Annotated in this window: 18 protein-coding genes; 11 read left to right on the forward strand and 7 right to left on the reverse strand. The window is 59.8% G+C overall.

The features are described from left to right. Window positions 1-26: 26 nt before the first annotated feature. The 5 genes from ACW9IB_RS24125 to ACW9IB_RS24145 all read left to right on the forward strand — a co-directional run bounded on the left by ACW9IB_RS24125 (window position 27) and on the right by ACW9IB_RS24145 (window position 5,030). Window positions 27-1,055 carry a Gfo/Idh/MocA family protein gene (locus ACW9IB_RS24125; RefSeq protein WP_457415793.1) on the forward strand — a complete coding sequence of 343 codons (1,029 nt, stop codon included), beginning with the start codon at window positions 27-29 and terminating at the stop codon, window positions 1,053-1,055. Window positions 1,056-1,206: 151 nt separating this feature from the next. After that, window positions 1,207-1,383, forward strand: a complete 177-nt coding sequence (locus ACW9IB_RS24130; RefSeq protein WP_457415795.1) for a hypothetical protein — start codon at window positions 1,207-1,209, stop codon at window positions 1,381-1,383. Window positions 1,384-1,438: 55 nt separating this feature from the next. After that, window positions 1,439-2,374 carry a sugar ABC transporter substrate-binding protein gene (locus ACW9IB_RS24135; protein WP_457415797.1) on the forward strand — a complete coding sequence of 312 codons (936 nt, stop codon included), beginning with the start codon at window positions 1,439-1,441 and terminating at the stop codon, window positions 2,372-2,374. 54 nt (window positions 2,375-2,428) lie between these two features. After that, window positions 2,429-3,982 carry a sugar ABC transporter ATP-binding protein gene (locus tag ACW9IB_RS24140; RefSeq protein WP_457415799.1) on the forward strand — a complete coding sequence of 518 codons (1,554 nt, stop codon included), beginning with the start codon at window positions 2,429-2,431 and terminating at the stop codon, window positions 3,980-3,982. 25 nt (window positions 3,983-4,007) lie between these two features. Next, window positions 4,008-5,030: an ABC transporter permease gene (locus ACW9IB_RS24145; RefSeq protein WP_457368835.1), complete on the forward strand. Its 1,023-nt coding sequence runs from the start codon at window positions 4,008-4,010 to the stop codon at window positions 5,028-5,030. 370 nt (window positions 5,031-5,400) lie between these two features. On the opposite strand, the gene ACW9IB_RS24150 is transcribed toward ACW9IB_RS24145, so the two are convergent. Next, complete coding sequence (locus ACW9IB_RS24150) at window positions 5,401-10,155, reverse strand: hypothetical protein (RefSeq protein WP_457415800.1); 4,755 nt, start codon at window positions 10,153-10,155, stop codon at window positions 5,401-5,403. 364 nt (window positions 10,156-10,519) lie between these two features. Here ACW9IB_RS24150 and ACW9IB_RS24155 point away from each other — a divergent pair, with 364 nt between their 5' ends. From ACW9IB_RS24155 to ACW9IB_RS24165, 3 genes are all read left to right on the forward strand, one after another. Next, a complete protein-coding gene (locus ACW9IB_RS24155) occupies window positions 10,520-10,924 on the forward strand; it encodes a TraR/DksA family transcriptional regulator (RefSeq protein ID WP_457368833.1) in 405 nt (134 codons plus the stop codon). A gap of 547 nt (window positions 10,925-11,471) precedes the next feature. After that, window positions 11,472-12,704 carry a methyl-accepting chemotaxis protein gene (locus ACW9IB_RS24160; protein WP_457415811.1) on the forward strand — a complete coding sequence of 411 codons (1,233 nt, stop codon included), beginning with the start codon at window positions 11,472-11,474 and terminating at the stop codon, window positions 12,702-12,704. 115 nt (window positions 12,705-12,819) lie between these two features. After that, the gene (locus ACW9IB_RS24165) at window positions 12,820-13,023 is read left to right on the forward strand and encodes a hypothetical protein (RefSeq protein ID WP_457368831.1); all 204 of its coding nucleotides are present in this window, start codon (window positions 12,820-12,822) and stop codon (window positions 13,021-13,023) included. Window positions 13,024-13,029: 6 nt separating this feature from the next. Here the strand turns inward: ACW9IB_RS24165 and ACW9IB_RS24170 are convergent, their stop codons facing one another. Continuing rightward, window positions 13,030-13,266, reverse strand: coding sequence for a DUF2789 domain-containing protein (locus ACW9IB_RS24170; protein ID WP_457415802.1), 237 nt, complete (start codon window positions 13,264-13,266; stop codon window positions 13,030-13,032). 73 nt (window positions 13,267-13,339) lie between these two features. Then, window positions 13,340-13,615, reverse strand: a complete 276-nt coding sequence (locus tag ACW9IB_RS24175) for a hypothetical protein (protein WP_457368829.1) — start codon at window positions 13,613-13,615, stop codon at window positions 13,340-13,342. A gap of 405 nt (window positions 13,616-14,020) precedes the next feature. Here ACW9IB_RS24175 and ACW9IB_RS24180 point away from each other — a divergent pair, with 405 nt between their 5' ends. Continuing rightward, window positions 14,021-14,470, forward strand: coding sequence for a hypothetical protein (locus ACW9IB_RS24180; protein WP_457415812.1), 450 nt, complete (start codon window positions 14,021-14,023; stop codon window positions 14,468-14,470). A 133-nt stretch (window positions 14,471-14,603) separates the two neighbouring features. Continuing rightward, on the forward strand, window positions 14,604-15,620 hold the full coding sequence (locus ACW9IB_RS24185) for an ABC transporter substrate-binding protein (protein WP_457415804.1): 1,017 nt from the start codon (window positions 14,604-14,606) through the stop codon (window positions 15,618-15,620). Between the two features lie 66 nt (window positions 15,621-15,686). Here ACW9IB_RS24185 and ACW9IB_RS24190 read toward each other — a convergent pair whose 3' ends face one another. Then, window positions 15,687-17,813: a TonB-dependent receptor gene (locus ACW9IB_RS24190; RefSeq protein ID WP_457415806.1), complete on the reverse strand. Its 2,127-nt coding sequence runs from the start codon at window positions 17,811-17,813 to the stop codon at window positions 15,687-15,689. 94 nt (window positions 17,814-17,907) lie between these two features. Then, complete coding sequence (locus tag ACW9IB_RS24195; protein WP_457368826.1) at window positions 17,908-18,297, reverse strand: DUF2946 domain-containing protein; 390 nt, start codon at window positions 18,295-18,297, stop codon at window positions 17,908-17,910. A gap of 95 nt (window positions 18,298-18,392) precedes the next feature. Between ACW9IB_RS24195 and ACW9IB_RS24200 the strand changes: the two genes are divergently transcribed. Continuing rightward, window positions 18,393-18,830, forward strand: a complete 438-nt coding sequence (locus ACW9IB_RS24200) for a DUF3995 domain-containing protein (RefSeq protein WP_457415808.1) — start codon at window positions 18,393-18,395, stop codon at window positions 18,828-18,830. A 242-nt stretch (window positions 18,831-19,072) separates the two neighbouring features. On the opposite strand, the gene ACW9IB_RS24205 is transcribed toward ACW9IB_RS24200, so the two are convergent. Both ACW9IB_RS24205 and ACW9IB_RS24210 read right to left on the reverse strand, forming a co-directional pair. Beyond that, entirely contained in the window at window positions 19,073-19,459 is a 387-nt protein-coding gene (locus tag ACW9IB_RS24205; protein WP_457415809.1) for a hypothetical protein, read from the reverse strand. After that, on the reverse strand, window positions 19,456-19,978 hold a 523-nt coding region (locus tag ACW9IB_RS24210), incomplete at its 5' end, for a polymorphic toxin type 47 domain-containing protein (RefSeq protein WP_457415810.1). The genes ACW9IB_RS24210 and ACW9IB_RS24205, both read right to left, overlap by 4 nt.

A 19,978-nucleotide genomic window follows, 5' to 3' on the forward strand; every position in this document is an offset into this window, starting at 1 on the left:
TTTCCAATTCAAGAAGGTAGGTATTCATGCGAATCGGACTAGTCGGCTACGGCCACGGAGGGCGCTTCTTTCATGCGCCGCTGATTGCAACGCTGCCCGGCGCCACGTTTGTGGGCGTCGTGACGCGCTCCCCCGAGCGCCGCCTGCAATTGACCACGGACTTTCCCGGTGTGATGGCGTTCGATTCCATCGGCCAGATCGTCGAGGCGGGTGTGGACGCACTGGTGATTTCCACCACCCTCAAGGGCCGTCCGGCCCTGGTGCTGGAGGCCATCGAGCACGGTGTGGCGGTGGTCAGCGACAAGCCCTTTGCCGCCAATGCCGAACAGGCCCAGGCCCTGATCACCGCCGCCGAACGCCAGGGTTCGTTGCTCAGCGTGTACCAGAACCGGCGCTGGGATTCGGACTACCTGACCCTGCGCAAGCTCATCGCGGCGGGTGCCTTGGGCACCGTCACTCGTTTTGAGTCCCGGGTGGAACGCTACAGCCCTCAAGCCGTCGGCAACGCCAGCGGAGGCGGCTGGCTACGCGACCTGGGCAGCCATCTGGTGGACCAGGCCCTGCAACTGTTCGGGCCGGTGGACCGCGTATTCGCCCAATTGCATTACACCGCCGAACATCCCACGGTGGACCACGGCTTCTTCATGTCCCTGACCCATGCCAACGGGGTGATTTCCCACCTGTCGGGCAATGCCTTGCAAAACTGCCAGGCGCCGCGCTTTCGGGTCAGCGGCACCGGCGGTTGTTACACCGTCGACGGGCTGGACGGTCAGGAAGAGGCGTTGATGGCCGGCAAATCGCCGAAAACCGAAGGCGAACATTGGGGCGCCGAGGAACACCGACGCTGGGGCTGGTTCGAGCAAGGTGCGGAGCGTGAGCGGGTACCCTCGGAAAAAGGCTGCTGGACACAGTTCTATCGCCAGTTGCAAAGCGCGGTGCACGGGCAGGGGCCATTGCCGGTCGATGCCGCCGATGCTCTGCAGACCACCCGTGTATTGGACGCTGCACGACTCAGTGCGCAGCGTGGGCAAGTGATCGAAATGAACGCGCTGTAGGGCTTTTCCATGAAAATGGAATAAAATTCTAAAAAATGTTGATATGGAAATTATTTTCCAATACAGTCTTTTCCAGGTTGCATAAAGTAGGTCCGGACCCGATTCGGTCGACTCGACAAAAACAAGATCAAAAACAACCAGGTACCGTCAGATGAAAATCTTCAACGCTGTACTGCGAGTTTTACGCCCTGCCCACACGCCACGCGATCTGCCCCGCGCCCGGCCGTTTTACTTCTCCTTTCTCAATGTGCTTTTCGTCGAAAACAAAGGCGCGCTGGTGTGCTGCATTCCGGGCGCGCCCGTCGTCCGGCTGCCTGCCGAGCGCTGAACGCTGATAAACGCAACGTCCAAAAAACCAACAAGAAAGTGGAGACAGACCGTTCATGAAGACCCCGATCCGTTTTACCGCGCTGGCCTTGTCCGTGTTGCTCGCCAGCGGTTCTGCCCTGGCTGCCGACCTGAAGATCGGCGTGAGCATGTCTTCGTTCGATGACAACTACTTGACGGGCGTACGTGAAGGCATGGTCCAGCACGTCAAGACCTTCCCCAAGGGCGATGGAGTGCAACTGCAATTCGAAGACGCCCGCACGGACGTCGTGAAGCAACTGAGCCAGGTGGAGAACTTCATCGGCCAGAAAGTCGACGCCATCATCGTCAACCCGGTGGATACGGCGTCGACGGCACGGATCAGCAAGGCTGCGACCGAGGCGGGCATTCCGCTGGTGTACGTCAACCGTCGCCCGGACCAGAAAGATCTGCCCAAAGGCGTGGCGGCCGTGACCTCCGACGATGAAGAGGCCGGCCGGCTGCAAATGCAGTACATCGCCGACAAGCTCGGCGGCAAAGGCAGCATTGTGATCCTGCTGGGTGACCTGGCGAACAACTCCACCACCAACCGCACCAAGGGCATCAAGGAAGTGCTGGCCAAGTACCCGGACATCAAAATTGTGCAGGAACAGACGGGCGCCTGGTTGCGCGACAAGGGCATGACCCTGGTCAACGACTGGCTGACCCAGGGCCGCGAGTTCAATGCCGTGCTGTCGAACAACGATGAAATGGCGATTGGCGCGGCCATGGCCCTCAAGTCGGCGGGTACCAAGCCGGGCAGCGTATTGATTGCCGGTGTCGACGGCACGGCTGACGGCTTGAATGCCATCTCCAAGGGCGAAATGGCCGTATCGGTGTTCCAGGACGCCAAAGGCCAGGCGGTCGGCTCGGTGGACGCTGCCCGCCAGATGGCGAAGAACCAGACGATCGAACAGAACATCGTCATCCCGTTCAAGCTGATCACCCCTGAAAACGTCAAAGACTTCAAATAACAACAATAAGCCGGCAGGGCGGTCATGGCCGCCTTGCCGCTGGAGTACCTTTCTATGCTCGCTCAAGCCTCTGTTTCCCAACCTCCGGGCACCCAGCCTCTCCTGGCGCAAGAACCCTACCTGTTGGAAATCGTCAACATCAGCAAAGGCTTCCCCGGCGTCGTGGCCCTGGACGACGTGCAATTGCGGGTTCGCCCGGGCTCGGTGCTGGCGCTGATGGGCGAGAATGGCGCGGGCAAGTCGACCCTGATGAAAATCATCGCCGGCATCTACCAGCCCGATAGCGGCGAGATTCGCCTGCGCGGCAAGTCGGCGGTGTTTGAAACGCCGTTGGCGGCACAAAAGGCCGGGATTGCGATGATCCACCAGGAACTCAACCTGATGCCGCACATGAGCATCGCCGAGAACATCTGGATTGGCCGTGAACAGCTCAACAGCCTGCATATGGTCAACCACCGCGAGATGCACCGCTGCACGGCCGAGTTGCTGGCGCGCCTGCGCATCAACCTGGACCCCGAGGAGCATGTGGGCAACCTGAGCATCGCTGAGCGGCAAATGGTCGAGATTGCCAAGGCGGTGTCCTACGACTCCGACATTCTGATCATGGATGAACCGACCTCGGCCATTACCGAAAAAGAAGTCGCCCACCTGTTTTCGATCATTGCCGACCTCAAGGCCCAGGGCAAAGGCATCGTCTACATCACGCACAAAATGAATGAAGTGTTCGCCATCGCCGATGAAGTGGCGGTGTTCCGCGATGGCCGCTACATCGGCCTGCAACGCGCCGACAGCATGAACAGCGACAGTCTGATTTCGATGATGGTGGGGCGTGAGCTGAGCCAGTTGTTCCCGGTGCGCGAGACGCCCATCGGCGACCTGTTGCTGTCGGTGCGCGACCTGCGCCTGGATGGCGTGTTCAAGGACGTGTCGTTCGACCTGCATGCCGGCGAGATTCTGGGGATCGCCGGGCTGATGGGGTCGGGACGGACCAACGTGGCAGAGACGATTTTCGGCATCACCCCAAGCGACGGCGGCCAGATCGCCCTCGACGGCAAACCGGTGCGCATTACCGATCCGCATATGGCGATCGAAAAAGGCTTTGCGCTGCTGACCGAGGACCGCAAGCTCAGCGGTCTGTTCCCGTGCTTGTCGGTGCTGGAGAACATGGAGATGGCGGTGTTGCCGCATTATTCGGGCAATGGCTTCATCCAGCAAAAAGCTCTGCGTGCGCTGTGCGAAGACATGTGCAGGAAGTTGCGGGTGAAGACGCCGTCCCTTGAGCAATGCATCGATACCTTGTCCGGCGGCAATCAGCAGAAAGCGTTGTTGGCGCGCTGGCTGATGACCAATCCACGGCTGTTGATCCTCGATGAACCGACCCGGGGCATCGACGTTGGCGCCAAGGCCGAGATCTACCGTTTGATCGCCTTCCTTGCCAGCGAAGGCATGGCGGTGATCATGATTTCTTCCGAGCTGCCCGAAGTGCTGGGCATGAGCGACCGCGTGATGGTGATGCACGAGGGCGAACTGATGGGCACCCTGGACCGCAGCGAGGCGACGCAGGAAAAAGTCATGCAGCTGGCGTCCGGTATGACCGCGGTCCACTGACTACAGAATAAGAAGGTGATTGGTTATGAACGCAATAACAGACAACAAGCCTGCCACGGCCCCGTTCAAGCAGCGTCGGCGCATGCCCACCGAGTTGAGCATCTTCCTGGTGCTGATCGGCATCGGCCTGGTGTTTGAGCTGTTCGGCTGGATCGTGCGCGACCAGAGTTTTCTGCTGAACTCCCAGCGCCTGGTGCTGATGATCCTGCAAGTGTCGATCATTGGTCTGCTGGCTATCGGTGTGACGCAGGTGATCATCACCACCGGTATCGATTTGTCGTCCGGTTCGGTGCTGGCGCTTTCGGCGATGATCGCCGCCAGCCTGGCGCAGACTTCCGATTTTTCCCGGGCGGTGTTCCCCAGCCTGACCGACCTGCCGGTGTGGATCCCGGTGGCGATGGGACTTGGCGTGGGCCTGTTGGCCGGGGCAATCAACGGCAGCATCATTGCCGTCACGGGTATTCCGCCGTTCATTGCCACCCTGGGCATGATGGTCTCGGCCCGTGGCCTGGCGCGCTACTACACCGAAGGCCAGCCGGTGAGCATGCTCTCGGATTCGTACACGGCCATCGGCCATGGCGCGATGCCGGTGATCATCTTTTTGGTGGTGGCGGTGATCTTCCATATCGCGTTGCGCTACACCAAGTACGGCAAGTACACCTACGCCATCGGCGGCAACATGCAAGCGGCGCGGACCTCGGGCATCAACGTCAAGCGCCACCTGATCATTGTGTACAGCATCGCCGGTTTGCTGGCGGGCCTGGCCGGCGTGGTGGCGTCGGCCCGAGCCGCGACCGGGCAGGCCGGCATGGGCATGTCCTATGAGCTGGATGCGATTGCGGCGGCCGTGATCGGCGGCACCAGCCTGGCGGGCGGGGTAGGGCGCATTACCGGCACGGTGATTGGCGCACTGATCCTTGGGGTGATGGCCAGCGGGTTCACCTTTGTCGGGGTGGACGCGTATATCCAGGACATCATCAAGGGCCTGATCATCGTGGTGGCGGTGGTGATCGACCAGTACCGCAACAAGCGCAAGCTCAAGCGCTGAACGGGGGAATGCGGTCTTGTAGTGAGCAGGCTCGTCCTGCGCCGGGCTGCGTAGCAGCCCCAACCAGGCCACCGCAAATTTTCAGAAAGAAACGTGGTGACTGGTTTTGGGGCGGCTTCGCCACCCAGCGCAGGACAAGCCTGCTCACCACAGTGGTTGTGTGTTGAGTCAGATGGATCTTGGGGGGATACGGTTTTTGTGGTGAGCAGGCTTGGCGAATCGTCGCACCGCCTGCGCCGGGCTGCGTAGCAGCCCCAACAGGCCACCGCAAATTTTCAGACAGAAACGCGTTGACTGGTTTTGGGGCCGCTTCGCGCCCCAGCGCAGGACAAACCTGCTCACTACAGGATTGGCGTTGGGCCTTGTTCATTCAAGGCAGCAGTGGCAGAAACCATTTCTCAGCCAATTCCCGGCTGATTGCTCCGCGATGCACATCCACTACGTTTTGCGGGCTCTGCGCCTTGGCCAGCAGCGAATAGTAGCTGTCGGTGCGTTGCTGCCGGGTTTTCAGGTGGGCCACGCTGTACTCGGGCTTTGGCGTGTCCAGCTTGGGGTAATGAAAGTGCGCGTACCACAGCACGTTCCCCTGAGGATCAATCACGCTGTACTCCTTGATGAAATCCGCGCGTTCACCGCGCATCGCCAGGCGCGGGCCGAGGCTGCCCAGTTTGGCGTGGTGCTGTTCGAGCAGGTACGTCAGGTGGCTGTCGGTGGGGGGCAGGGCCAGGGTGCGTTGCAGGCGTAACTCGTGGCCCTTGGCGGTGAGCCTGGCCATGGCCGCCCGCAGAGCGTTGGAAAGGCTGCGGTCGTCGGCCAGTTGCAGGTCTTCAGGCTGTGCGGCAATCGCGCGATCCAGCTCGGCCGCCAGGCTATCGAAGCGTTTCGCTTCTGCATCGAGGCTCTCCTGTATTTCTACGGGGTAGCGCGAGACTTGCGCATAACCTTCCTGGCGCTTGAGCGTTGGCTCTACGGTCTTGAGTCGCTTACGCGCATCGCCTTTGACGACGTTCAGCGCACGGGTGTTCGGCGCAGGTTCCGGTGCAGAAGGACGGCGCTGGAACTCGACTTCGTCCCAGCCACTTTCGTGCTGCGAGTATGTGGCCAGCAATTGGTCGGTCTGCTCCGAGCGCACCTCCACCGTGTCTATCGCCAGTGCAGTGTCGGCGGGCCTGATATTACCGATCAGGACGCCTTGTTTGCGGGTCCTGATGACTTTTTTCTGGATTCTGCCGGGAGCATTCGGGGCGCGTTTGGGAGGACGCTTAGGCGTTTCGGCGAGCGGTTTGACCTCGGCGGCCAATTGTTGCACCACGTCTTGGTACAACGCGTTCACCAGCGCTTGCAGCGGTCTGAAGTATTCCATGTCCAGGCCCTCGGCATGGACGATTGCAATGCCCTGCAAGGCATCCAGGGCCTGGGCATAGTGCTGGAACAGGCTGTCGAGTACCACCAGGCGGTCGGCGGTGTCGAGGTTGAGGGTGTTGAGCTCGCTGTGGGTGCGTACGTGCCGGGCCAGGGGGTCGAGGCTCAGGTCCAGGTCATTATCGAGCAAGCCGGCTTGCCAGTGCTTTTTGCTCAAGTACTTGAGGTTCATCAACTGCGAATATTTCAGCGAGAGGGCACGGAGTTCGTCGGGACGTCCCTGGGTCAGGCGGTTGTAGGCTTCGAGGCCGGGCTGACCGAGGTTGAACAGCTCCAGCAGGGAGCGGTCGGTACGTTCCAGCGCGTTGATCTGGCGCTCGTTGATCTGACTCAGGTCCTTGAGAAACTGCGAATAGCGCGCCGGGTCGAGAAGGATGGCGGGCAATGCCTGCTCGTAAGGTGCGTTCAGCAAGGGGTGCGCGGCATACAGTACCTGGCGGTCCATGTCGGCGACCACCACGGACTTGCGCGCGTTGTTCACGGTATTTTCAAGGAATATGGCGGCGACGCTGGCAGGCATGGGCATGCCCAGCTCGCTGCGTTCCTGGCGGCTATCGAGAAAGCTTGCGAAGACGTCCATCTGTTCATGGAGTGCGCTGTCGAAGTTCTTGCGTGTGTTGGCGCGGGCGGCGTCGCTGTACTTGGCGTCGGTGGCGGCGCGGTTCATCAGCTCCTGTGCCATGTCCACCTTGTCTTGCAACAGTTGCTGCGGGCTTTTGAGGGTGACCAGCCGGCCTTGCTGCATGACCTGGGGGCTGTGGGTGAACCGCGTCTGTTCTTCGCCCAGTTGTTGTTTGCGCAGGGCTTTGCGCTCGCGCGCGGCGGCGATGCGCTTGGGCGGCATGCCGCCGCGCAGGCGCAGTTGCAAGTCAAGTGTCCAGTTGCCCTGGCCGTCCGATTTCAAGCAGGGACCATGAAGCTGGGTGTTGAAGGGATCGACGATCACCACGCTGTCACCCTCCAGCCGTACCTGGTACCAGCGTGTGTCAATCAGCGCGTACCAATCGCGCAGATGGAGGTAAAGGCCTCGGCGAGGGCCATCGGCGACCGGTGTCGGCAGCACGTCGGGCCGGGGCACCTGGAGCAGTGCCAGGCGTTGCTGTTGGTCGGCGCTCAGTCGCTGGCGGGCGCTGGCAAAACTGAAGTCGAAAACGGTATTGGCCAATCCTGAAGCGCCGCCGCCCATCATCACGCTGCCCTGTTCAATAACGGCGGGTGCGGAGGGGGGCCATTGCCCATGGTCGAGCCGCTCCAGTGGCGATGGCAGGATCTGCCACTTGGCGTCATCCGGCCAACTGCGTTTGGGTGTTACGGGGGTGGGGACCAGTTCGAACATCAGCATGCCGACGTTCAGCAGCAAATCGGCCCAGGCCAGTTCCCGGGTGATCGGATCCGGGCTGTTGAGCGCAGGGATATCCCGGTTGGCGCTGGTCAGCAGGCTGAACAACCAGCCGGTCAACATGAGTGGCCCGCGCATCAGGGGCAATAGCAGGGTGCTGAACAACAGCCCGGCGCCTTCCAGGAAAACCTGCCAGCGGCTTTCGGCATTGGACACCGATTCGCGCTCGGCCTGGTCGACCAGGGCCCGGGCGTTGGCGCCGTAGAGGTATTGCATCAGGTGGCCGTTGACCAGGAACTGCAGCAACTCATCGTTTGCTCCGGTCTCGGCGAGGGTGGCCGGTGCGGGAATTTCAGGCAGGTCGAACTCGCTGCCGGCGCCGAACCTGACGTAGTGCGGCTGTGCAAATCCTCCATTGTCATAGATAGGCCGTGCACCGTCGGAGAGCCAGGTCAGCACACTGGTTTGCAGCTCGCCCGGTGCGGCGATGGCGTTCATCAAGTCGGCACGGCTGGGGAATTGCAGCAAGGTGTCGGCGTAGAGTGGACGGTACAGAATCGCGGGGCCGATCGCGGGGTTCTCGGGTTCGATGATGTACATGTTGGTGACCCTGTCCGCCACGGCAGCGGGCTTGCGCAGCAGAGCCAGTTGACGGATGACGATGGCCTGGCCACCCACCTGGCGTTCATCCGCCTGACGCCCCATCAGCGCCGCGACATGGGCCGCGCCCTGGACGGTGAAGCCGTTGAGCTGTCTGAGGCTGGATTCCAGCGCCAGCAGCGGCAGGTGGGCAACGGTTTGTTCGCCGAACTGACGCTCGCGCTGGCGTGCTTCTTCGCTGTCGTCCAGCAGTCGGGCCTTGAGCATTTCCGGGTAGGACTTGCCGATGTTCACCTGTTGAATCAGGCCTGTGCTGCCCTGGATATAGTCGGGCGTGAGCCATACGGGCAGGGGCTGGTTGTTGCGGTGGGTAACGGTCAGTTGGCCCCGGGGGCGGCCTTGCAGGTTGTTGATCGCCAGGTCGGTCAGGCTCATGTGGACGTTTTCGACATAGCCCGCGCCGCCCGGGTAACCGGCGGCGACATGAAAGGTCAATTGCAGGTCATCGGGCTGGAACTGCGCGGAACGTGTCTGCTCGGGGCGAATATTGTCGAAGTGCAGTTCGTCTCGCAGCAGTTGGTTGAGCAAGGCGGTGCGGGTGTACGTGCGGATGTCCGGCAGGTCGCTGAGGAAGGTTGCGCCCTCACTGCGTTTTTTGGCGCTGGCCAATTTCAGGCTGTAGTGCCGATATTGCATGCGCTCGGTGGCGGTGGCACGGTTCAGCCAGTCGGGTATGTCGCGGCGTAGCGTGGTCAGCGTTTGAGCGCTGTACAGCGCGGTATTTTCAAAACTTGTGAGGGGATCAGTGATGTGCCGATACATCCCTTTCAGCGCCTCAAGCCCGAACATCGTGCCCAGTTTCAACTGCTGCAATTGTTGCAACTGGCGATTGAGGATAATCGCCGATTGAGCCTCGAACAGATGGCCGTCCGGCTCGTAGCGTTGGGTGGTGACGCGTTCGAACGCCGTGTCCTGTTCCAGGGTATGGGCCCAGTCCGATAAGGCCGCCTCCATGGTGTAGTAGCGTTCGTAACTCCCCGCCACCGAGCACCATAAAATGTGTGGCTCTCCCTTGTGTACGGGGACCAGGATCAAGTCGGGTCCCAATCGTTGCTGCGTTCGCTTGCCGGCGGTGAAGGTCGCCATAGGGAAGTAGGCGTGGACGACGGCTTCTCCGTAGCGTGCGATGCGCTGGTCGCGGTCGGGGCACTCCACCAGTTGCTCGAGCATGTCGCGCTCCAGCGGCATGAGGTCATTCGTTTGAATGAGCAACATGCGCAATGTGTCCCGCATGGCCTCGCTGAGCCAGTGCCAGCGTGATACGCCGCTGTCGCCGGAGGCGCTCCAATAGGCGGCGAGGGCATTTTGCAGGGCGGTAGGCAGCGTCTCAGGCAGGGTTTCTATCGCCGACTGGATCGCTTGCATGTCCAGTGGCTGGGCGTTTGCCAGTGTCAGGGGGGCGGGGGGATCGTCGCTGAGCTGGCAGCTTTTGCCGTGTCGATCACTGAAGTCCAGCGGGGTACCGTTGGCGAGCAGGTCGAGTACCAGGCCCATCAGCGATTGCCGGCTGCGGCCTCCGCGTGAGGTTGGGACCAGCAATCGGGTGCGGGCCAGGTCGATGGACAATGACGGATGAATCCGGGTTATCAGGTGGGTCAGCAATTGTCGGGTGACGAACTCCAGCGTCGGTCGCGAGGCAAACTGAGCATTGACCGCACCGGCGAGCGGTTCGCCGGCCGGTGAAGGGGGACGATAGAGGGGCATACGCTATCCTTTTTGTGGTTGATGCCCCATAGCTAATGCCCTTTCACTGAGGGGCTGGCGGTACGTATTGCTGGCAGCGAATTAACCATTCGTCTTGCATTTAGCTCCACAACCCCGAATTTCTTGCTATAAACGCACTCCGATGACCATTCGCCGAGCCCGTCCTGGTGCTTTTGGGGGTTATCTCGGAAAAAATGCCTGTCTTTTCAGTTGCTGCGCCCTCAAGTCGGCCTTAGACTGCCGCCCCTCGTAAATTGAGTGCCGGGTGGCGCTTGGAATGGATGGCGCCTTTCCGAGACCTGCAAGGGTCGACCGGAACGCTCCCTTATTCGCCTTAATGCACGTATTTTTTATAGAGAAATCAATGACAAAGGAAAAGTTGCTGGCCATGCCGGCGGATGACTACATGAATGCCGAACAGCACGCTTTTTTCGAGCAGTTGCTGCAAGACATGAAAGTGGAACACCACGAGCGCATTGAACAGAACCGTATCGCCATTGAAAGCCTGGACACCCCGGCCGACCCGGCTGACGCTGCTTCCGTGGAAGAAGAGCGCACCTGGCTGGTCAACGCTATCGACCGCGACCAGCGTATGCTGCCGCAGCTTGAGCGCGCCCTGGAGCGCATCAAGGAAGATTCCTTTGGCTGGTGCGACGACAGCGGCGAGCCTATCGGCCTCAAGCGCCTGCTGATCAGCCCGACCACCCGGTACTGCATCGAAGCGCAAGAGCGCCACGAGCAGATCGACAAACACCAGCGTCAAGCCTGATGCGGTGAAGCCGGGGAGGCCGCAGACGGCTCCCCGGAGAACATGCCCGTTACACCCCCGTTTATTGATCTGTTGCACGCTACCCCACTAAAGGCCCATGGATAATGGCGAAAGAGTGGCGTTTAATGCCGGAACAATAACGACAAGCAGTGGGGTAACGACGATGGCTGGAGATGGATCTCTGATGGGCGCAGCGGTGCCACCACAGACGGTGGCGCGCGGGTTGCCCGGCTGGCTCACGCCACTCCTGCAGAGCACCGCCCTGGTGTTGGTCCTGCTCGGACTGGCGTTTGCCGGCCTGCCGATTTACCTGTGCCTGCCACTGGCCTTGCTGGTGATCTGGCTACCCTCCCTCAAAAACCGTACACCGGGTGCCGTGTCGACCGGTGCCGGCGACGCCATTGGCGACCTGACCCGCGATTTGTCCCATACCACCAGCCACAACGCTTTGTCTGCGGCCGGCGTGGCCTATTCGGTCAAACAACTGGCAGCGCGGGTGCAGTCGCAACTGGGGGCGGCCAGGCAGATTGTCAGCAGTGCCGAAGTCATGATCGGCACGGAGAAGATCACTTCCGAGCTCAGCCGGCAGGCGCTGGGGGCGGCGAGCCAGGCCCATCAGCGCAGCACCGAAGGGCGTGAAGTGCTGGCCCTGTCGATCAGCCGAATGCACCAGCTCAGCCAGCGCGCGAACGCCAGCCGGGAACTGATCGAAGCCTTGAGCCAGCGCAGCGAAGAAATCCAGCGGGTGACCCTGGTGATCCAGTCGATCGCCAGCCAGACCAACCTGTTGGCGCTGAACGCGGCCATCGAAGCGGCGCGGGCGGGGGAACACGGGCGAGGTTTCGCGGTGGTGGCCGATGAGGTCCGCGGGCTGGCCGGACGTACCGCAACGGCCACCGATGAGGTCGGCGTGATGGTGGCGGATATCCAGCAGCGTACCGCCCAAGTGGTGGAGCAGATTCGTCAGCTGTCAGCGGATTTGCACACCGGTGTCGAGCAGGTGGAGCATGCCGGCGAGCAATTGGAGAGCATCGCCAGCCTGGCGGCGGATGTGGAAGGCCAGGTCAACGAAATTGCCCAGGGCGCCGACACCAACCGCACCCAGCTCGATAGCCTGTTTCATGCGGTGGAGCAGATGCGCAGCGATCTGACGGTGAGCGATCAGCAAACCCGCCAGTTGGCCGACGCCGCCGTGCAGATGGAAGGGCAGGCCGAAATCATCAGTGAACGCCTGGCCGAGGTGGGGCTGGATGACTATCACCAGCGCATCTATGACCTGGCCCGTGAAGGCGCCAACCGCATTGCCGCGCAGTTCGAGGCAGACGTCCAGCAGAGCCGCATCAGCCTGGATGATCTGTTTGATCGCAGTTATACCCTGATCCCCAACACCAGCCCGAGCAAGTACCACACGCGGTTCGATGGTTATACCGACCAGGTCCTGCCGGCGATTCAGGAGGCGTTGTTGCCGCGTCACGAAGGGCTGGTTTTTGCAATCGCCTGCACGCCCCAGGGGTATGTACCGACGCACAACAAGGCGTTTTCCCAGGCGCTGACCGGCGATGCACAGCTCGATGCGGTGCAGAACCGCACCAAACGCAAGTTCGACGACCGTACCGGCATTCGCTGCGGCAGCCATCAACAGGCGGTGTTGTTGCAGACCTACACCCGGGATACGGGCGAACTGATGCACGATCTGTCGGTGCCGATCGTGGTCAAGGGGCGACATTGGGGTGGGTTGCGTCTGGGCTACAAGCCGGAAGGGGCGAAAGCATCGCGCTAAACATTGTTGCTGTTTATGCAAGGGAGCTATTCCGTGGATAGCTTTTTCCAACTGGAGGAAAACCGTAGCATGGCCAACATTGTTAGTCGGCTAACTAATGGTGCGGAGAACTTTCATGCAAACCAAAGTCGATGTTGCGGTGATGATTGGCAGCGGTGTCCCTTCCACGCTGCGGGAGTTGGGCCAGCGCGCCTGTTGGGTCGTGTTGCTTAACGGCGAGCGGCGTGGCACCGCGTTCGCCAGCCGTGATGAAGCGGAAGAATGCCGGGCTGCCTGGCAAGCGCTGTTGCGCCTGGAGCAGCCCGACAGCGTGCACTGAACGAGGTCAAGTGCGTTGATGCAGGCGCTGGTTCAGCTCATCCACCGCCATGGCCCAGTCGGCATCCTCGCGCAGTTCTTCCTTGAGGAACCGGGCTTGTTGCGGTGTCCAGAACGGCGCGTCGATCAGTTTGACGGCGTCCGCCAGTGGATGCGCAGCAATGAAGGCGTCGATGGCCTGTGGAGATGATTCCAGGCCCAATTGTTCAAACAAGGTTTCAAGGGTTGGTAGTGGCGCGTCCATAGCATGCTCCCGGAAAAGTCGTGAGGGTATGCATGGGAGGGCGGTGATGCGGGGGAGTTCGATCGGATATCCATCATCCGGGTGGCGCGACCCTTGCGCCGTAGGACGCTTGCAGGGTAGCTTCGAGTTCTTTCGCCAGTTCGCAGGCCTGAATATGGTCACTGCGAAAGCCTTTGATGCGACCGCTGTTCACCTCCAGGATATGAAAGAAGTTCTTGCCGGCGGGCACCACCTGATAAAGAACCGAATTCGGGCACCCGAATGGACTGTCCAGGCGGTAGTATTGAGGCTTTTCCCGGCATGATGAACGAGTGCGGGAAGACATGGCGTCGTATAGTGGTCGTTGCATGGCCTGCTCCTGTCGATCGATCTTGTTGATCCCCCAGCAGCGTTTCCGGTGGTTTTAACCCCGGTTGCTGTTTTAGTATTGTGGCGGGTAGTCGGCTCCCGGTTCCCTGCCCGCACATTGAGTGTCGGAAAGCTGCGTTTTTAATTGGGTTATTCTCTGAAGTGGGTCCGCCCGTATTCTCGGGTGGTTGAACCTGTGATCTCCTGTGATGCCTGATGACCTTGCACAAGGCTCATCAAGCTCGCCTGTACTAGTCTTACAGCGCAGCAGTGGGGAGATTCTTCAGTTTTTCAATGAATGAGTTGTGTGATCGTGCCGTAACGGCCGTTTTTTTGTGCTGCCCGCTCTGGCGGACGGCGCTCTTTTCGAGGTGGGGGCGTTTCCTTGGCAGTCAGTAATCTGGATATGCACGCGTTATTCGTGCTGGGTGATTTGCGCGCAAAGTTGGTCAAACAGTTTCAATCCCGTTTCGTCTACATCACTGAGCAGACGCCGGAAGGCATCTACATTGCCGAGATCGATACCGAAGCGGCGATGGTGGTCGATGACAAACCGCGCCTGGAGCTCAAGGTCGGCGACCACTTTCGCGCGGCGGTATTGCCCAGTCGCGAAGGCGGTAAGTTCGAGTTGAAGTTTCGCGAGATCAAGTTGACGGTGTATGGCCTGGGCGATTACGCCTTTGTGTCTTCTACCGAGGGCCAGGGCATTGTGTTCAAGGAAGGCCACAGCGTGATGCTGGTGTTTGCTGCCAACGAGCAACTTCAGGAAGGCCTGACCAAAACCCTGAAGGCCGTGACCGGCAAGGTCGCCAAATGGCGCAAGGGTGAGCTGGTAACGTTCAAGGCCAGCGAATAACCCACAAATATCCCGCACATTCTGTCTCTCCCGGAACCTCTACTACAGTTGAGTTGACTTAACTATTCAGAGGCTTCGCGCATCAGCAGCAAAGCCGCCTGCTATTGGCTGCGATATCGCGAGGTGCAAAGGCATGAAAGGATTGAGAACACTCTTGGCCGCCGGGTTGACAGCCCTGGGGATGTCAATGGCTGCGCTGCCGGCGTCGGCCACTCAGGCGCCGGTGCACTTTGCCGACCTGAACTGGGAAAGTGGCAGCCTGATCACTGAAGTGCTGCGGGTCATTGTCGAGAAGGGTTATGGCCTGCCGACCGACACGTTGCCCGGTACGACCATCACCCTGGAAACCGCCTTGGCGAAGAACGATATTCAGGTGATCGGCGAGGAATGGGCCGGCAGAAGCCCGGTGTGGGTCAAGGCCGAGGCCGAAGGCAAGGTGGCGGGCCTGGGCGATACCGTCAAAGGCGCCACCGAAGGTTGGTGGGTGCCGGAGTACGTGGTCAAGGGCGATCCGGCCAAAGGCATCAAGCCCCTCGCACCGGAGCTGAAAAGCGTCAAGGACCTGGCTCGTTACAAGGACGTGTTCAAGGACCCCGAATCTCCCGACAAGGGGCGCTTCCTTAACAGCCCTATCGGCTGGACCTCGGAAGTGGTCAATAAACAGAAGCTCAAGGCCTACGGTCTGGACGACAGTTTTGTGAATTTCCGCAGTGGCTCGGGCGCGGCACTGGATGCCGAGATCGCTTCATCGATCCGCCGAGGCAAGCCGGTGCTGTTCTACTACTGGTCGCCGACGCCGTTGATGGGCCGCTTCAAGTTGATCCAGTTGGAAGAGCCGGCATTCGATGCCGAGGCCTGGAAGACGCTGACCGATGCAGACAACCCCGATCCCAAGCCAACCCGTTCGCTGGCATCCAAGTTGAGCATCGGTGTGTCCACGCCGTTCCAGCAGCAATATCCGCAAATCGCGCAGTTCTTCGAGAAGGTCGAGTTCCCTATCGAACCGCTGAACAAAGCTCTGGCCACCATGAGCGAGAATCACACCCCACCTCGGGACGTTGCCCTGGCGTTCCTGAAGGAGCATCCCGAAGTCTGGACGGCGTGGTTGACCGATGATGTGGCGCAGAAGGTTCAAGCGAGCCTGAAATAATCTCGGATTCAACTACCAGGTGAAAATGAAATTGTGGGAGCTGGCAAGCCAGCTCCCACATCCACATCAGAACCTGGTTTGCACCGCCAGCTCAAAGGTCCTCGGCGACCCCAGGTAGTAAGCCGGCGACACATGGGCAAACTCCGCATACACCTCGTTGGTCAGGTTACGCACCCGACCGGTCACCGACGTGTGCGAGTCCACCTTGTAGCGCAGGAAGGTGCCGAGCAGCGTGTAGGCCGGCACCGTCTGGGTGTTGGCGTTATCCGCATACACCTCTGCTACATAGCGCGCGTCCACGCCGCCTTGCCAGTCTTCACTGAAGTCATAGGTCAACCACAGATTGCCGACGCGCTTGGGCACATTGGTGGGCGTGTTGCCTTTGCGTGACACCACGGCGCCGCTGGCGATTTTCTCGTTGAACTCATCGTATTCGGCGTCTACCCAGGCGAAGTTGCCTTCCGCCAACAGCCGTGGGGTGATGCGAAACGAGCTGGCCAGTTCGATGCCCCTGGACGACTGCGCGCCCACCGGGATGCTGTTGGTCGGGTCCAGCGGGTCGGTGACGGCAAAGTCCTTGCGCTCGATTTTATAAGCGGCGACGGTGGCCGAGCCACGGCCTTCCAGGTAATCGAACTTGCTGCCGACTTCCCATTGTTTGCCGGTCGACACGTCGAACACCTGGGTGGTCGTGTTCGGTTGTTCCGCGGCAGTGCTGTATTGCACGTAGACATTGGCCGAGGGAATGAACTGGTAAGTCAGGCCCACGCGGCCGGTCACCGGCTCCCAACGGCGGGTGAAGTGCCGTGGGTTGGTGGCAGTCACGGCGCGGTGGTTGGTCACATCCAGGTCGATGGCGTCATAGCGCAAACCCGTCAGCAACGAGAGTTTATCGGTGAGGCCCAGGCGGTTTTCCACGAACAACGCCCGGGTGGTGACCTGGTTGGTCTTGTCCTTGATAAACCCGGGTTTTGTGCCCGGGATGTCATAGAAGTGCCCCGGGTCATAGTTGTTCGGGTCCACGGTGCTGTTGCCCGGTACGTTCAGCGGGTGGTTGGTGGTGCTGTTGACCTTGTATTCGAAGCCGCCGGACCAGGTGGTCGACAGGCCGAACAGGCGGTCGTCATGGCGAATTTCAAACTGGTTGCCATTCTGCTCGCCCTGATGACGCACCTGGTAGGCGGTCGAGCGGTTCACCGCGCTGTTGTTGGCGTTGTATTGATACGTCTCGAGGTTGCGGTAATCGCGCTGGCTATCCAGGTGGTAAAGGGTGTTTTTCAGGGTGGTGCTGTCGTTGATCCGGTAATCGATGATCGAGCGCGCCCAGATCGTGCGCTGTTCATAACGACCGTCGGCCACGTTGTAGTTGTTGAAGCGGTTGTGTTTGTCGATCTTCAGCTCGCCGACCTTGGGGTTGAGCACCGGCGTGCCCCAGTAGGGGCTGTCTTCATGTTCGTCCTGATATTCCAGCGCCAGGGTGTGGGACAGGTTGGGGCTGAGGTCGCTGAGCAGGGAAAAGGCCAGGCTCCAGGCGTCGCGCTGGTCGCGGTCGATATAGCTGTGGTTGGTGTTGCGGCTGACATCCAGGCGCGCGTAATGCTGAACCTCGGCGCCCGGTTCGGTCAGGGCGTGATTGACGCCGAACGCCATGCCGGCGGTGTCGTAGCTGCCGTAGGTGAGCTGACCCTCGGCGGCCTGTTCTTCACGGGTGGCCAGTTTGGTCACGTAATTGAGCGAACCGCCCACCGAGCCGGCGCCATTGATGAGGGAGGAGGGGCCGCCTACCAGTTCCACCCGGTCGTAGATCCACGCATCCACCGGCCGGGCCAGGCCGGTCGCGACGTTGATGCCGTTGAACATCTGGGTGATCTGGCTGCTGGTGAAACCGCGATAAGAGACAAACCCGCCAAAGCCTGGCGGCGCGCTGGCATTCACGCCGGGCAGGGTATTGGCCGCGTCGCGAAAGGTCTTGGCGCCGTGGCGCTCGATGTCGTTGCGATTGGCGATGGCCACTGAAGCGGGTGTCTCGCGCACGCTCAAACCCAGCCGCGATGCGACGCCGCTGGATTGATCCAGGGTCAGGCCGGGCTCGGCGGTCTGTTCGCCATCGATGGTGGTCGGCGCCAGTTCGAGGGCCCACGCGCAAACAGGCAGGCAGCCGAACAGGCCTGCCAACAGGGGTAGATGTTTCATGGTTGAATCCTGAAAAACTTGGCTTGAAAACAACGCACAGCCGAACGGATCCTCGATAGGGATGACGGTCAGTGCAGATCGAAAAGCTCAGGTATCAGGCGTAGGCGGGCGGCGCACGCGGGTGAGCGGCAGGCCAGATGAAGCGGGCGGGAATATCTGCGGCCAGTACAACTGCCGGCGGCGGCGCATGGGGTTGTGGCAACACCGCCACATTCAGGCTGGAGTTGAGTGCCGGACCCATGCCTCCGGTGGAACACAGCGGGCAGCCGAACGCCTTGGACAGCGTCGGCAGGGTCTCATCAGTGGAGTTCTTTTGTATGGGCGCCTGGGTGCGCGGGTCGACCGTACAGAACTGGCCACCGATGCCATTGAGCTGCATCCCCATCATCTGCCCGTGACCGATGCTGCAGGCGAACACATTGAACAGGACGCAGCAATAGAGCATCCAGGCAATGAGCGAGCGATCGGAACGGACGATTTTCATGGGGCGGCACTTTACCATCAGCTGCCGACGAAATGCCTGCAAAAAATTACCGGGCGACTATCCTCTTTCGGACTTTTCCAGGGAGAGAGCCAGCCATGAGCTTTGTCGTCGCGCGGTGGGTCGTCGGAATCTTCGCCTGTATCAGCATGGTGCACCTGTACTGGGCCGCCGGCGGCAAACTCGGCAGCCTCGCCGCCATCCCCCAATTACCCGGCGAATTTGCCCGGGGACCACGGCCAGCGTTCAAGCCTTCGGCCTTGGGCACCTTCCTAGTCGCAATGGGGCTGGTGGCGATTGCGCTGCTCGTCTGCCTGCGCGCCGGACTATATTTTTCGCCGGTGTCCCATGGCGCGCTGCAATGGGGGATCAGCACGATAGCCGTGATCATGTTTGCCAGGGCGATTGGGGATTCGGAGTTGGTGGGGTTTTTCAAGAAGGTGAGTGGGTCCAGGTTTGCGAAGTTGGATACGTATTTTTATTCGCCGTTGTGTTTGGTGTTGGGGGTGGGGTTGTTGGTGGTGGCGTGGGGGTGAGGTTCAGGTATTTGTGGGTAGAGGCGGATTTTGGATGGTGTTGCCTCAACAAAGCCGACTTTCTGAGTGAGTGGCTCGTCAAGTTCGATAAGGATTATTGAGTCGCCGAACTTTAGCGCTGCACACTCGCCGACTTAATCCTGAATAAGTTCAGTTGTTATTTATTTGACTTAGTTAAGGTCGTAATCGGTAGGTGTTACTACAGTGATTGGTGTATTCACTTTAGAGTTGTAAGGCTCTGCCTAAGCCCAGCTTACGCAGTCATGGTCGTCCATATAGATCAAGAACGAAAATTTTTTATCAGTTATCCAAAAAGGATATCCAGTAGTTTCCGACAAGACGTTCTCGATGTCCTCTGCTTTTTCAATCGACCAAGCCCTGTACGCAGTGTCGACGACAATGAGGATCAACTGATCGGTGTGTATTCGTTTTGAGACCTCTTGCCAAAATTTAGGATTGTATTCGGCATGTTTGATTTTTAGTTTTTTGGGGTCTAGATATTGAGCACCGCCGAAAAAAAAATTGCAAAGGTTCGTGATCAACGTCTTCAGTTCATCGGTATTGAATTTTGCATTTTCAATGCATAGATTTTCTAAGGTTTCATCGATTTCTGTTTCTAGGTAGCTCATTTTGGGGCTCCAATTCGGGATCGGCTGACGGGAACTAGTGTCAGTAATATATGCCCTCTTGTGGTGCCGCCTGTTCGGCGCTTACCTGCTGCCTGGTAACCAATGTGAGGTGTGCGCGGGCCATTGGCACTGTGAACTAGTGTCGGGTCGTCTATATTTACTTCAGCGCCTTTATTTGGTCCTACCAAAACACGCCATTCAGTCGGGAAGGATTTTCCATATTGATCTTTTCCCCATTTAGTCACTTCAAATTCTTCCTTGGCTGTGCCGGTTCTTTGCATTGCTTCTTTAATCCCTCGGTGCATTTGCTCGTAGGCGTTTCCACTTTCGTGACGTCTATCAATATCTACGTCTGGATTGAATATCCACGTAGTGTCCGCTACGGGGTTTGGGCAATCATACGGAGCACATGCTAATCCTAACGGATCCACCCACCCCGTAGGATTCGGCACATATCGGTAGGCATTGATCCCACCCGCCAACTTCACCGGATCCGGCGTCAGGTAGCGTCCCAGATCC

The sequence above is a fragment of the Pseudomonas sp. SDO524_S393 genome (assembly GCF_054071875.1).